This is a genomic window from Staphylococcus sp. HMSC072H03 (assembly GCF_001809305.1).
Taxonomy (GTDB): domain Bacteria; phylum Bacillota; class Bacilli; order Staphylococcales; family Staphylococcaceae; genus Staphylococcus; species Staphylococcus hominis.
Map to the genome: position 1 here is coordinate 130,122 of NZ_KV796914.1, position 13,692 is coordinate 143,813.

Genomic DNA, 13,692 nt, shown 5'->3' on the forward strand with positions numbered 1-13,692 from the left:
AATTTATAATAAACTCATTTACTGGCTATTTTGTTAGGAATTATGTCCCAGCCTCTTTTTTAATCAAGTTATTTATCTTGTCTCTTAGTAACTATTCTAGTATATTTAATATACTTAGTATAAAAAAGAGAGGCTATGATACATGACTACATTTCATTCAAAAGAAGCAATGCAAGTGACGAACGTCACTTTAAATGTTAAAGATTTAAACAAAATGAATCACTTTTATTCTGAAGTACTCGGTTTTTCTATTAAAAAGAAAACTGGCACACAAACTATTTTTAATGTTGGAGAACATGGTCACACGTTAACGCTTCATCTTTTAGATCATGGACGTCATCCTGAATTTAGAGAAGCTGGCCTTTTTCATATCGCTTATTTATTACCTTCACGACAAGATTTAGCTAACTTCCTATATCATATGAGTAGTTTAAATCAGCCTGTTGGTGGCGGTGACCATTTAGTAAGTGAAGCACTATATTTCAATGATCCAGAAGGTAATGGTATTGAAGTCTATCAAGATCGCCCTTCTAGTGGTTGGGAATGGGAGAATGGCTTTATTAAAATGGATACTCTTGAAGTTGATGCACAAGATTTAATTTCACATCGTACTGAAAATGGTTGGCAAGGTTTTCCATCAGATGGAAAACTAGGACATCTCCATTTAAAAACACATAATTTGGTAGAGGCTCGTCAATTCTATATTGATCAACTTGGTTTTGAACATATTTCAAATCTCCCTCAAAGTTTATTTATTTCTACACAACACTATCATCATCACATTGCTGTGAATACATGGCAATCTAATCAAGTGAATCCAGACAATAAAAACACTTATGGATTAACACATATTGATATCTATCAACCTCACGCTAAAGAAACAAATTTAACATCACCTGAAGGTTTTAGTATGACTATTCATGGAGATGTGAGTGTGGTTCCTGATTAAAAAAGGTTGGATGACAATCATCCAACCTTTTTTAATCTACAATATCTCGATATTTTCTTACAGTATCAAAGTCACTATCTTTTGCTTTTTCATAACCTTGATGACCATAAATATCACTAATAATCTGTTTACCTTTTTTTGTATGACTTATATTAATGAATGCTTGACTAATTTTATTTTTCCATTTGTTACTCATGTCATTACGTACTGAAATGGTATCATTAGGAATTTTCTTTGTACGATAAATCACTTTAGTTTCTTGATAAATATCGGGATCATCTTTTTTTAAATCTGCCCGAGCATCTTGATATGTAGCAACAGCTTCTACATCATGATTTAATAATGCAATTAATCCCTGATCATGACCTTTCACTTGTTGAATTTGAATATCAGACTTTTTTATTCCTTTTTCCATTAATGTTGCTAAAGGATAAATATATCCTGACGTTGATTCCACATCTTGCAATGCTATCTTCTTATCTTTCAAATCTTTTAAATGATTAATATTACTATCTTTACGAACCACAATTTGAGATCGATAGTAATCTACAAGGTGATGTGTTTGATTCCCTTTATTATCTACTAGGTAACCTTTTGACTTTAACAATACATCTGCTGCATGAGCATCATGAGCTAATGTGTAAGAAACAGGAGAAATAAAAGCAATATCGATTTTTTTCGATTTCAATCCTTCTATCATTGTATTATAATTTGTGGCTATATGTACTTTTACAGGAACCTCCAGCTCATCAGATAATAATTGTTGCAAAGGTTTTACTTTAGCGTTAAGAATTTGAGCATTTTGAGATGGGATAAACCCAACAGTTAATGACTTAGGTGTATATGCTTCTTTAGGATGCTTTACATTGTCAATGTTTGAACAACCACTTACTATAATTGTAATAACTAAATAAATAACTAAAAATTTTAAACGTTTCATCATTTTTCCTTTTCAAAATATATAATGTATTTAAACTTTATCAAACTTAAAATATAAAGACGTATTTATAATATATTAACCACCAATATTTAAATTGAAAATACAATTTATATTAAATTTTGATTTCAGTTTGAAGATCTTAATATTTAGATTTTCATCAGAAAGCCTTCATATAAGTTGAATTGGGGTTACCAAGAGGACTATACAACTTCAAAATAAAATCCGTCATACTTTTCTATTTCTTAATCATACTTCATAAAAAAATGCCGACAAAGTATACACCTTTGTCGACATTTCAAAACATTTATTAAACTATTTAATTATATTTTAATTAGTATAAGCCTTTTGTTTCATTACTTGTATCAATAAAGATGTTTTTAACTTGTTGATAGTTTTTAATTGCATCTTTATAAACTTCACGGCCGATACCAGATTTTTTATAACCACCAAATGGCGCACCAGCTGGAATTTGATTATACGTATTAACCCAAATACGTCCAGTACGAATTGCTTTTGCAACATTTAATGCACGAAGTAAGTTTGTAGTGAAGACACCACCAGCTAAACCATATTCTGAATCATTAGCAATGTTAATTGCTTCTTCTTCATCTTCGAATTTTTCAACAACAACAACAGGTCCAAAAATCTCTTCTTGTGCTAATTTATGACTATTATCTGAAAGTTCAATGATTGTTGGTTCGAAGAAATAGCCTTTATCTAAACCATTATCAGTAATACGATGTCCACCCGTTAAGATATTTGCTTTGTCATCTTCTTCTGCTAATTTAATATAACTTTCAATTTTTTCAATTTGTTCTGGGCCAGTTTGTGCACCCATTTTTGTATCTTCAGCGAATGGGTCACCTACTTTAATATTTTCGAACGCTTCTTTTAATTTTAGTAATAATTTATCATATAAAGATGATTGTACTAATAAGCGTGAACCGGCACTACATACCTCACCTTGGTTGAATAGAATACCTAATTGAACGCCTTCAATGACTTGATCTAAATTTGCATCATCAAAGATAATATTAGCACTTTTACCGCCAAGTTCTAATGTAGTCGGCACAATACGTTCAGCACCTGCTTTAGCAACACCATAGCCTACATCAGTTGAACCAGTGAATGATAATTTATTTACACCTTCATGTTTGAAAATCGCATCACCTGATTCTGAACCTTTACCAGTAATGACGTTGACTACACCTTTAGGTAACACATCTTGAAGAATTTTAGCTAATTCAATTAAGCTTAATGGTGTAGAAGATGATGGTTGAATCACCACTGTATTACCTGCTGCTAATGCTGGACCTAATTTCCAAGATGCAAGTAAGATTGGGAAGTTCCATGCTACTACTGCACCTACTACTCCCACAGGTTCATTTACAACTAAACTCATAGTGTTATTATCTATTTGATTAACCGAACCTTCATCAGTCGTTAATACTCCTGCAAAATATTTAAATTGTTCAGCTACTTGAGGAATATCGATCGTTGAAGTTTCACGATAAGGTTTACCATTTTGAAGTGATTCAACTGTTGCTAGATGTTCCTTATTTTCTTCAATACGACGACTAATTTCTAATAAATAATCTGCACGTTCTGCTTTAGAAATTTTACTCCAGCTATCAAATGCATCATGTGCTGATTGCACTGCTTTATCAACATCTTTTTCATTTGCTTTAGCAACTTTAGCTAATTCTTCACCATTTGCTGGGTTAGTTACCGTAAGTGTTTCTCCGCTTTCACTTGGTTGGAATTCGCCATTTATAAATAAATCATATTGTTCATCTAAAAAATCTCTAACATTTACTTTTGCCATACGTTTTCATCCCTCTTTCTTTGTTTATAAATAAATCATAACGTAACTCTCTATAAAGTAATGTTAAATTCACTTCATCATTGATACGTTTTGTATATTTATTATTTACCCTTTTTTTACAAAACTATGCTTAATTTAACCATTCAATTACATCTTCTTGTGGTTGACGTGTTTTAGGTTTTGTAGGATTCTCTTTTCTGTAACCAAAAGCTACCATAACTGAAGGTGCAAACTGATTACTATCAATGATTCCTTCATGTTCTAATAACTCAGTTACGCCATCTAAATCGAAACCTTCCATTGGACAGGAATCAATATTCATTAATGCAGCTGCTGTCATCATATTACCTAATGCAATGTAGGTTTGTTTAGACGCCCAATCCAAAATGGTTCTAGCGTTGTCATTAATATGAAAACGTGTTTGGAATCCCTGTACTTTATCTTCAAACATTGGAATGGTGCTCTCTTCATACTGCTTAATCCCTCTAATAAATGACTGTACATAATCAGACGTCTGTGTTACATTCTTACGAGCTAAAATTAGTACAAAATGACTGGCAGATTTAAGTTGCTTTTGTGCACCAGAACTATAAGGTATTAATTTCTCACGCAGCGTTTCGTTTTGAATCACAAGAAATCTCCAAGGCTCAAGGCCTAACGAACTAGGAGATAATCGTCCTGCTTCAAGAATTGTATTAAATTCAGAATCACTTATCTTTTTTGTTGTATCGAATTCCTTAGTAGCAAATCTAAATTTAAACGCATCTATAATGGTATTTTGAATCTGATTGATAGTCATCCACTCCTCTATTAAAAATCTTACTCAAATTATAAAATACAAACTATTTTAGCCAAAATAATTAGCTCAAAATGATTTGTCTAATTCTAAGTTGTAATATTTCATTTTAAATGATATTTTATGTATATAATTTCACATTATACAAAATAAAAAATCCTTTTTAATTGATTTGTGAACTAATTCACAATATAATAGGGTTGTAAGTTTTGTTAGAGATAATATTTAATGATTTTGTACCAAATCTCTTACTTTAACTTTAGTCTTACGTATTTATTAAATTTTAACTTTTTTATACAAAATGAAATGGGGTTATTTTAATGACAAAAATTATGTTTTTCGGAACTCGTGATTACGAAAAAAAAGACGCTTTAAATTGGGGTAAAGAACACAATGTAGAAGTTGTTACTTCTGAAGAAATTTTAAGCGAAGACACAGTAGATCAATTAGAAGGTTTCGATGGCGTAACTACAATGCAATTCGGTAAATTATCAGATTCTGTTTATCCTAAACTTGAAAAATACGGTATTAAACAAATCGCTCAACGTACTGCTGGTTTTGATATGTATGATTTAGATCTTGCAAAAAAACACAATATTGTAATTTCTAACGTACCAAGTTATTCACCTGAAACAATTGCTGAATACTCAGTATCAATCGCTTTACAATTAGTACGTAAATTCCCTGCAATTGAAAAACGCGTTCAAGAACATAATTTCAAATGGGCTGCACCTATCATGTCTACACCTGTTAAAAACATGACTGTTGCAATTATCGGTACAGGCCGTATTGGTGCTGCAACTGGTAAAATTTATGCTGGTTTTGGCGCAAAAGTAGTAGGCTATGATGCATATCCAAACAACTCATTAGATTTCTTAGAATATAAAGATTCAGTTGAAGAAGCCATTGCCGATGCTGATATCATTTCTTTACATGTACCTGCTAACAAAGAAAGCTTCCACTTATTCAATGCTGACATGTTTAGCAAAGTGAAAAAAGGCGCTGTATTAGTAAATGCCGCTCGTGGTGCTGTTATTGATACACCAGCTTTAATTAATGCTGTAAATAATGGTACTTTATACGGTGCTGCCATTGACACATATGAAAATGAAGCTGATTACTTCACATATGACTGGACAGGTAAAGAAATTGAAGATAAAACGTTACTTGAATTAATTGAAAATGAAAACATCTTAGTGACACCTCATATTGCTTTCTTCTCAGATGAAGCAGTTAGAAACTTAGTTGAAGGTGGATTAAATGCTGCATTATCTGTAATTAACACAGGTAAATGTGACACTCAATTAAACTAAGATTTAATATATAAAAAGGCCTGGGACAACTTATGATGTCCTAGGCCTTTTTTATGTGTTAGTAGTCGACTACTGAATGAGACGACGAATTATTCTGTCTCACTCTTTAATACTTTTTCTTCTATAATTTGAAGTACCCCTTGTTCATCATTACTTGGCGCTATAAATTTTGCAATATCAAATAATGATTGATCATGGCTATTTGCCATAACATAACTATGCTCTGCAAATTCTAGCATATCTTTATCATTGTTAGCATCACCGAATGCCATTAATTCAGATGGTGACATTTCCCATTTTTTTAACAAACGTTTTAACGCTTGGCCTTTTGTCATATTAGGCATAATAATATCAATACTATCATGGCCACTTGAAACCAGTTTAATTTCTTCTTTAAACTTTGTTTCTAAATCTGTATCCAAAGTGGGATGTGTCTCACGATTAATATTTAATGCAATCTTCACATATTCATCATTAGGTAAAGGTTGAAATGTATCTATTTCTTCTAATTGACGATAATAAAAATGGGCATCTTTTTTAAAGGCTTCTGACGTATCTTTTAAAATATATGCACTTTTAAGTCCACATACAATGAATTCGTCGATATGTTGATCAAGATGAATATAATTCACTACTTTTTCATATATGGTTTGATCAAAACTACGGTAATTATACAATTGATTACCATGATAAATCACTGCACCATTCTCAGAAATGAAGTACATGTCTCGCTCTCCAAAAATAGACTTTAACTTAGCATATTGATTACCACTGGCTGCAATAAATTCAATATGTCTTCGTTTTAATTCTTGATAAATTATCTCAAAGCGCGCTTTGTCATATTCTTTATTTGTATCTAAAAATGTCCCATCCATATCTACTGCAATGGCTCTAATCATGAGTGGTTTCCCCCTTACAATACTTTTCATCGTCCATTATATCCACCTTATGATTGGGATTGAAGTCAGTACTTGAAGAGTGAAACTATATTCACATTTAGAAATTACATACAAAGAATAAAATTTTATGCATAAAAACCGCTCATCAATGAGAAGATGAGCGGTCAACTAAAATATTTATTTAATTTGTTTAGCTACGAAAATTTTTCTTTTTTCCCAAACGCCTGTTTGTTGATTATAATTATCACACGTTATTAATGTCAGTTGATTAGTTTCCCCTTTATGTTCGTCCAATACTTGAACATCTTCAGGATCTACATCTCGAATGCTTGTCATTTTATATTCTCGAGTTTCATCTCCAACTTTAAAATAAACTTTGCTGCCTTTTTTTGCTGCTTTTAAATTTGTAAATTGGTAATGTGGACGATCAGTAAATGTATGTCCTGCAATAGAAATATTTTGATCATCAAGTGATTCATCACCTTCTGCAAAACTTACACCTCTATTAAGTTGTTCAGGTGTCGCAGGACCAGGATAAACAGGTTCTTTGATTTCCGCATCGGGTACACTGATATACCCTGCCATTTTCGATTTATCTTTTGGAATCGTAGGTTTTTCTTTTGATGTATTGCTTTTATCATTTTTATCATATTGTTCTATTTTATCGTCATTATCTTTTTCATGTAAGTAATTATCAATATATGGTTTCGCAAATAAATATACTGCTACTAATATCAAAATCACACCAATAATGGTCATGAGTCGATTTGTCCAATTTTTCACTAAGTAGTACTCCTTTAATTTTAAAATTCTTAATTCATAGTATATCATTTATTTTTCTAAATAAAATGTTAGATTATATGACATATATTTGATTTAACTTCATGCAAGTGCTTAAATTAACAATAAATACTATAAGTAGGTGCTTATCATGATTAGAAAAGCAGAACGTAAAGATTTACCTGATATATTAAATATTTATAATGATGCCATACTGAATACAACTGCTGTATATACTTATAATCCACAAAGTCTTGATGAACGAGAAGCATGGTTCGAAACAAAAGTGCTTGCACACGAACCTATATTTATATTTGAAATAGATAATAAAGTTGCTGGGTTTGCCACGTATGGTCAATTTAGAAATTGGCCAGCCTATTTATATTCTATTGAGCATTCTATATATGTAAATAAAGATTATCGTGGAAGAGGCGTGGCATCACATTTACTCGAGCATTTAATTGATGATGCTAAACACCGCCAGTATCGCACTATAGTTGCAGGCATAGATGCATCAAATGAAGCAAGTATTAAACTTCATGAAAAATTCAATTTTAAACATGCTGGTACGATTGAAAACGTAGGCTATAAATTTGAACGTTGGCTTGATTTAGCTTTCTATCAATATGATTTAAATACGGATAAATAACTCATAAAAAAATCGAGATCTTGTTATTCACATAACTGTCTCGACTTTTTTGTTTATTCTTCATCTCTAAGGCTATCTATTTTTTCATGTTTTCTATTTTCAAGCATAAAACACACATAGTAAAAAAGAAATACAAACATTATACTCATGGACATTGATTGAAGTAAAAGATTCTCCCAAGTTCCTTCGATCGTCCATACACGTGTTAACGTTGTATTAATGATGAAGGCTAAAAATAAGAGATATAATCTAAGCATATCATCATCCCCTTTTGAGTTATTTTATATCCAAAAGTGAAATATTGCAATTACTTTTTTGAAATTTTCTGATAATTTAAGGCGTAAAAAAACCACTCTTGAATATGTTGTCATTCAAGAATGGTTTAGGATTTTAAATGTTATGAAAAACTATTGACTGGGTCTTCTGCATTACCAAAGATTTTTTGTTTAATGGCTTCTCCTGTTGGTGTACCTGCTAAACCACCTAGTCCAGTTTCTCTAAGTTGTGCAGGTAAGTTTCGCCCTACTTTGTCCATCGCTTCGATGACTTCATCGACTGGAATTCTACTTTTCACACCAGCTAAAGCTAAATCAGCTGAAATTAATGCATTTCCTGAACCAATGGCATTACGCATGACGCATGGAATTTCAACAAGTCCAGCCACTGGGTCACACACAAGGCCTAATAAGTTACTAATAGCTAATGCCATCGCATGACCCGAAGCTTCTGGTTCACCACCAAAGACAGATACTGCAGCTGCTGCTGCCATAGCTGATGCTGAACCTACCTCTGCTTGACAACCTCCCGTTGCACCAGCAACACTCGCATTATTTGCAACCACACGTCCAAATAATGATGCAACAAATAGAAAATCAATCATTTGATCTTCTGTTAAACCATGTGTTTTTTCTAATTTAAATAATACGCCCGGAATCGTACCGGAGGAACCAGCTGTCGGTGTTGCACAAATAATCCCCATTGCTGCATTGACTTCATTTGTTGCTACAGCGCCTTTAACTGCTTCCATCATTTCATGGCCTGATAAAGCATGATAATTCTCGTTGTAATCACGGATTTTAGCTGCATCATGTCCCGTATAACCTGTGACACTTTCTACCCCATCTCCTGTAGTCCCTTTAACTACAGCATCACGCATGACTTGTAAATTTTCTTTCATTAAATCTCTAACTTCATCACGTGATTGACCTGATAATTCCATTTCTTCTTGAATCATAATATCCGCGAATGACATATTGTTTTCAACAGCATAATCTATAGTTTCTCTAATTGAATCGAACATTTTTAATCCTCCTTTATTTTATATAGGATATATTTAAGTGATTATATTTTTCTTTGATTTGATTTAATGTTGATTCTTTGATTGCTTTTGTTAACGGTAAAACAACTAAACTATTATCATCATCTGTTTCAACCAATTCTTCGTCTATACTTACGCCAAGTTCGTTTACTTCATTTAAGAAATGATTCACTTCCGACTTATTTTTAGATCCATCCATGACTAAAATGGGTAAGCCATGATTAAAGTTAACATCTATACCTTCAACACTAATTCTTCTCAATTTAATGGTACCGCCACCTATAGAATTACCAATCACTTCAATATGACGTCCATTTGCTTCAGCAATTAAATAAGCACAATTTGGATGTTCTCCAATACTTTCTCCATCTTCTTCAATAATGTCAACATGAATACCTAAATCGTTAGCAATAGTTAATGAATCTTTAATTCGATTATCGAACGTACTATAACCCATTGCACCACCTACAATTGCTAAATCTGTACCATGCCCTTGGTGTGTTTTTGCGAATGATTCATAATAATGAATTGCTAATGTTTCTGGTTTAATGCCTCCGAGTACATTAAAAGCAGCATTCCCTATTTTTACTGCTCCAGCTGTATGAGAACTTGAAGGTCCCATCATGACTGGTCCAATAATATCAAACGCACTTTGATAGTCATAACTTTTTTTAGTAGCCATTCTTAAACACTCTCCTTAGGTTGTTTTTGTTTAGATGGTAATTTGATAGATAAATCCATGAGATTGAATTTTTTAATCAATGTACTGATCGCGAACGCCAAAATGATACTTGAAATTGCTACAGCAATGATTGTAATTACTGCTTTCATAGGTGTATTAAAGCCAAACAATACAATTGCACCAGCAATTGGTGTAGCCATACCTTTTACATTTATTACTAGTCCACTAAATGTTACAATACATGCATTTACTACACCAATCAAGGCATTTGTTCCATATAATTGTAATGGATATTTAGCAATTAAATCAATTTGAGTGAGCGGTTCAACAAAAACTGCAAATGCTTTAGATGGACCACCAATGTTTAATCTACTAAACATCACGTAGTTAACAAATGAAGCGCCTGTACAAGTTAATGCACCGATTGCCATTGGTACACCTGTTAAACCCAATAAGCTTGTCAGTACCATTGAACTTAATGGTGTCATACCTGTAACTGGAATGACTAATCCAAGTATCACTGCTAAAGCGTATGGATGACTGTCTCCTACAGCAGTAATTGCACCACCAATTTGTTGCAATACAGCCATTACTCCTGGGCTAATGACTGTTGCTAAGCCAAATGCAACGGCTGGAGCAATTAAAATAACTGCAATTAAGTCTAAACCTTCTGGTACTTTTTTCTCAATAAATTTAATACCAAATGAAATAATATACGCTGCAATAAATGCTGGTAATAATTTAAAATCATGTAATACTAAACCAACGATAACTGCAAATACTGGTGAAATACCTAAATTAACACATGTCAAAATTCCTACTGCAACGCCAGCTAAACTCCCTGCTAAATCTCCAATCACTTGGAAGAAGTGAATATGGAAAACGCCACCTATCGCATAACTTAAGAATGCCTGTGGCAAGAAAGTTGCACACGCTGCTCCCGACAGTGCTTGTAATCCTTGTTTTCCATATGGTGCAAAGTTTAAGAAAAGTGTCATTACAATTAATACTAATACAAGAGTCCCAACGCCTAAAATAATATTCATTTCCCGATAACCTCTTTCTCTCTAATTTCCTAGCCAATGTCATAGTACACCCCTTGGAAAACGTTTTCAACACCTAATACAGTAAATCTAAAATTTATTTGTGAAATAATTCACATTTTAAGTATTTTAACGAATTTAATTTTCATGTAAAAAAAATTAGACGCAAAATATTAATTTTGTTCATAAAAAAACAGTAGAAACGAGAAATATACTCACTTCTACTGAAAAAGATGTTTATAAATACACTCAGTTATAATACATCTTTTAGTAATATGAATGTTCACCACTTGATTGAATTTTATCAATTATTTATTGTTTTCTTACTCACTCTATTTCTTAATGGGGTGGATCTCTTATACACACAAACATACTTAACTATATCGTTTTACTATTCTAAAACGTTAGAATAAGTTGTTATATTTTGCGTATCGATGAGTGTATACATGATATAACATAAATCATGAAAATGATTGGAAAAAAGTTGAAAGGATAGAAATGGCATTTCTAAACATGCATACTTATTATAAATTGTACGAATGTATACATAATATTCTAGTAATAATCGTTTAAATAATACATTTAGGAAAAGATTCATAGAGGGTTTTAAATCATTAGAATTTAAATAAAGGGTCTCAATCATATTTACGTGTGATAGTTGATCAATGAAATGAGTATCGTTCATAACTATCACTCCTTTCCATACTTAACAGATAGTGTTATTTGGAATGAGGAATTTATATATATTATTTAATATCTATATTAGATTTTTGTCAATATATTTGTCATAAATATAATATTTTAATTATAAAAAGGAATGTTAATCGGAATTTACTATTAAAAAAGTAGGGACATAAAAACGATGTCTGTCCCTACTTTGTCATCTGATTCTTCGAGTTTCTTTCTAAATAATCATGGGCTAAACGCTTTAAATCTTTAATAATGCTTCTGTAAGTTGATGTGTATGTTGATAGATTTGTTTATAAATATTGTAATAAGATTCATATTGTTGGTGTCGTTGCAAATTTGGTTCATATATATGTTCAACGTCTATAAATTGTGCTACACAGTCATCAAAAGAATCAAACCATTGTAATCCATACGCCGCAATCATTGCTGCCCCCATACTTGGTCCTTCTTCATGCTTCAATTTACGTATAGATGCATTGAAAATATCAGCTTGCATTTGAAGCCAAAATTCACTTTTTGCCCCTCCACCAATTGAAGTAATATGTGTAATTTCTTTTCCCGCTTCTCGCATCAATTGAATTGAATCATATAAAGAAAAGGTAATACCTTCTAGTACCGCTCGTGCAAAGTCTGATTTAGAATGGTTACCGCTAATACCAATGAAACTCCCTCGAATAAATGCATCGCCATGTGGTGTACGCTCACCAGCTAGGTAAGGCGCAAATAATAAACGATTTGCACCTATTGACGAGGTACTCGCTTGTTTAACAATTTCATCAAACGTATCGTTATCAAAAAATGTTCTCTTTAACCAATTAAGACTATATCCTGCAGCCAACGTTACTCCCATTGCATAATATGTATTTGGAACACTATGATCAAAAAAATGTATATTATTTTTATACTGCGTTTGATTACTTTTTTCTACGTTTACGATTACACCAGAAGTACCAATACTACATAATGTATCATTATCATTGATTATACCTGCACCAATGGCACCACAGGCATTATCTCCACCCCCAGCAAATACTTTTACTGGAGATGTAAAACCAAGTTCACTCGCTAAGGGGCCTTGAATCATTCCAACTTCGTCTGTGGATTTCACAAGTGATGGATAAACATCTCCTATATCAAATGTATCTCCAACTTCTTTTGACCAATCATGCGTTTCTGGACTAAGAAGAAGCGTACTTGCAGCGTCAGAATATTCCATGTGAATCTTACCTGTTAAACGATAACGTACATAATCTTTAGGAAGAACGAACACATCTACTTTCTTCCATAGTTCAGGTTCATGAGTACTTACCCACATCATCTTAGGAAGTGTAAAACCCTCAAGAATCGGATTTCCATTTAATCGCTCTCCATAAACCGATCTAATTTGCTTACATTGTTCTGAATTACGTGTATCATTCCAAAGAATAGCATGTCGTACAGGGTGACCTTCTTTATCTAAAGCTACTAGCCCATGCATTTGCCCTGAGAATGAGATACCCTTCACTTTATATAATTTCATTTCATCAGAATGATTTAACTGATATATGCCTGTTTTAACTGCATTAAACCATTCCTCTGGATCTTGTTCACTATATCCAGGTTGGGATTGTATTAAATTTAAAGGCACACTTGTTGAAGTAATCACATGGCCTGATTGATTTACCGCAATAATTTTAACTGCGCTAGTTCCAAGATCAATACCTAATACTGCTTCTTTCATACGACTCACCCTTTATATCACTATTCATATAATTATATTAATGACAATTTATTATTTTTATATTTTCTATTATATATAAATTAAATTT

13 protein-coding genes are annotated in these 13,692 nt (G+C 32.3%); 3 read left to right on the forward strand and 10 right to left on the reverse strand.

The features are described 5' to 3' along the window. Nucleotides 1–142: 142 nt before the first annotated feature. Nucleotides 143–949: a VOC family protein gene (locus HMPREF2578_RS09400; RefSeq protein ID WP_019834962.1), complete on the forward strand. Its 807-nt coding sequence runs from the start codon at nucleotides 143–145 to the stop codon at nucleotides 947–949. A 31-nt stretch (nucleotides 950–980) separates the two neighbouring features. On the opposite strand, the gene HMPREF2578_RS09405 is transcribed toward HMPREF2578_RS09400, so the two are convergent. The 3 genes from HMPREF2578_RS09405 to HMPREF2578_RS09415 all read right to left on the reverse strand — a co-directional run bounded on the left by HMPREF2578_RS09405 (nucleotide 981) and on the right by HMPREF2578_RS09415 (nucleotide 4,513). Next, nucleotides 981–1,889, reverse strand: a complete 909-nt coding sequence (locus HMPREF2578_RS09405) for a phosphate/phosphite/phosphonate ABC transporter substrate-binding protein (RefSeq protein ID WP_017175046.1) — start codon at nucleotides 1,887–1,889, stop codon at nucleotides 981–983. A 331-nt stretch (nucleotides 1,890–2,220) separates the two neighbouring features. Further along, nucleotides 2,221–3,714, reverse strand: coding sequence for an aldehyde dehydrogenase family protein (locus HMPREF2578_RS09410; RefSeq protein ID WP_049420450.1), 1,494 nt, complete (start codon nucleotides 3,712–3,714; stop codon nucleotides 2,221–2,223). 130 nt (nucleotides 3,715–3,844) lie between these two features. Beyond that, the gene (locus tag HMPREF2578_RS09415; protein ID WP_079335305.1) at nucleotides 3,845–4,513 is read right to left on the reverse strand and encodes an NAD(P)H-dependent oxidoreductase; all 669 of its coding nucleotides are present in this window, start codon (nucleotides 4,511–4,513) and stop codon (nucleotides 3,845–3,847) included. 317 nt (nucleotides 4,514–4,830) lie between these two features. On the opposite strand from HMPREF2578_RS09415, the gene HMPREF2578_RS09420 reads away from it, so the two are divergent. Continuing rightward, on the forward strand, nucleotides 4,831–5,823 hold the full coding sequence (locus tag HMPREF2578_RS09420) for a D-lactate dehydrogenase (protein WP_048679920.1): 993 nt from the start codon (nucleotides 4,831–4,833) through the stop codon (nucleotides 5,821–5,823). A gap of 89 nt (nucleotides 5,824–5,912) precedes the next feature. On the opposite strand, the gene HMPREF2578_RS09425 is transcribed toward HMPREF2578_RS09420, so the two are convergent. Together HMPREF2578_RS09425 and srtA are read right to left on the reverse strand one after the other, a co-directional pair. Next, nucleotides 5,913–6,722: a Cof-type HAD-IIB family hydrolase gene (locus tag HMPREF2578_RS09425; RefSeq protein ID WP_048762239.1), complete on the reverse strand. Its 810-nt coding sequence runs from the start codon at nucleotides 6,720–6,722 to the stop codon at nucleotides 5,913–5,915. 177 nt (nucleotides 6,723–6,899) lie between these two features. Beyond that, nucleotides 6,900–7,505 carry a class A sortase SrtA gene (srtA, locus tag HMPREF2578_RS09430; protein WP_049382421.1) on the reverse strand — a complete coding sequence of 202 codons (606 nt, stop codon included), beginning with the start codon at nucleotides 7,503–7,505 and terminating at the stop codon, nucleotides 6,900–6,902. Between the two features lie 148 nt (nucleotides 7,506–7,653). Between srtA and HMPREF2578_RS09435 the strand changes: the two genes are divergently transcribed. Beyond that, nucleotides 7,654–8,151, forward strand: coding sequence for a GNAT family N-acetyltransferase (locus tag HMPREF2578_RS09435; protein ID WP_049414301.1), 498 nt, complete (start codon nucleotides 7,654–7,656; stop codon nucleotides 8,149–8,151). A gap of 53 nt (nucleotides 8,152–8,204) precedes the next feature. Here HMPREF2578_RS09435 and HMPREF2578_RS09440 read toward each other — a convergent pair whose 3' ends face one another. The 5 genes from HMPREF2578_RS09440 to xylB all read right to left on the reverse strand — a co-directional run bounded on the left by HMPREF2578_RS09440 (nucleotide 8,205) and on the right by xylB (nucleotide 13,604). Then, on the reverse strand, nucleotides 8,205–8,408 hold the full coding sequence (locus HMPREF2578_RS09440) for a hypothetical protein (protein WP_017175053.1): 204 nt from the start codon (nucleotides 8,406–8,408) through the stop codon (nucleotides 8,205–8,207). A gap of 140 nt (nucleotides 8,409–8,548) precedes the next feature. Further along, a complete protein-coding gene (gene sdaAA / locus HMPREF2578_RS09445) occupies nucleotides 8,549–9,451 on the reverse strand; it encodes an L-serine ammonia-lyase, iron-sulfur-dependent, subunit alpha (protein ID WP_019835129.1) in 903 nt (300 codons plus the stop codon). A 13-nt stretch (nucleotides 9,452–9,464) separates the two neighbouring features. After that, nucleotides 9,465–10,151 carry a serine dehydratase beta chain gene (locus HMPREF2578_RS09450; protein ID WP_017175055.1) on the reverse strand — a complete coding sequence of 229 codons (687 nt, stop codon included), beginning with the start codon at nucleotides 10,149–10,151 and terminating at the stop codon, nucleotides 9,465–9,467. A 2-nt stretch (nucleotides 10,152–10,153) separates the two neighbouring features. Continuing rightward, nucleotides 10,154–11,197, reverse strand: coding sequence for a PTS sugar transporter subunit IIC (locus HMPREF2578_RS09455; RefSeq protein ID WP_019835130.1), 1,044 nt, complete (start codon nucleotides 11,195–11,197; stop codon nucleotides 10,154–10,156). 925 nt (nucleotides 11,198–12,122) lie between these two features. Continuing rightward, the gene (xylB, locus tag HMPREF2578_RS09465) at nucleotides 12,123–13,604 is read right to left on the reverse strand and encodes a xylulokinase (protein ID WP_049420455.1); all 1,482 of its coding nucleotides are present in this window, start codon (nucleotides 13,602–13,604) and stop codon (nucleotides 12,123–12,125) included. Nucleotides 13,605–13,692 lie beyond the last annotated feature (88 nt).

Coding starts and splice junctions, on each gene's coding strand:
- HMPREF2578_RS09420 (WP_048679920.1), top strand. CDS start 4,831: ATGACAAAAATTATGTTTTTCGGAACTCGTGATTACGAAAAAAAAGAC.
- xylB (WP_049420455.1), bottom strand. CDS start 13,604: ATGAAAGAAGCAGTATTAGGTATTGATCTTGGAACTAGCGCAGTTAAA.
- HMPREF2578_RS09400 (WP_019834962.1), top strand. CDS start 143: ATGACTACATTTCATTCAAAAGAAGCAATGCAAGTGACGAACGTCACT.
- HMPREF2578_RS09440 (WP_017175053.1), bottom strand. CDS start 8,408: ATGCTTAGATTATATCTCTTATTTTTAGCCTTCATCATTAATACAACG.
- HMPREF2578_RS09415 (WP_079335305.1), bottom strand. CDS start 4,513: ATGACTATCAATCAGATTCAAAATACCATTATAGATGCGTTTAAATTT.
- HMPREF2578_RS09450 (WP_017175055.1), bottom strand. CDS start 10,151: ATGGCTACTAAAAAAAGTTATGACTATCAAAGTGCGTTTGATATTATT.
- sdaAA (WP_019835129.1), bottom strand. CDS start 9,451: ATGTTCGATTCAATTAGAGAAACTATAGATTATGCTGTTGAAAACAAT.
- HMPREF2578_RS09435 (WP_049414301.1), top strand. CDS start 7,654: ATGATTAGAAAAGCAGAACGTAAAGATTTACCTGATATATTAAATATT.
- HMPREF2578_RS09455 (WP_019835130.1), bottom strand. CDS start 11,197: ATGAATATTATTTTAGGCGTTGGGACTCTTGTATTAGTATTAATTGTA.
- HMPREF2578_RS09405 (WP_017175046.1), bottom strand. CDS start 1,889: ATGAAACGTTTAAAATTTTTAGTTATTTATTTAGTTATTACAATTATA.
- HMPREF2578_RS09410 (WP_049420450.1), bottom strand. CDS start 3,714: ATGGCAAAAGTAAATGTTAGAGATTTTTTAGATGAACAATATGATTTA.
- HMPREF2578_RS09425 (WP_048762239.1), bottom strand. CDS start 6,722: ATGATTAGAGCCATTGCAGTAGATATGGATGGGACATTTTTAGATACA.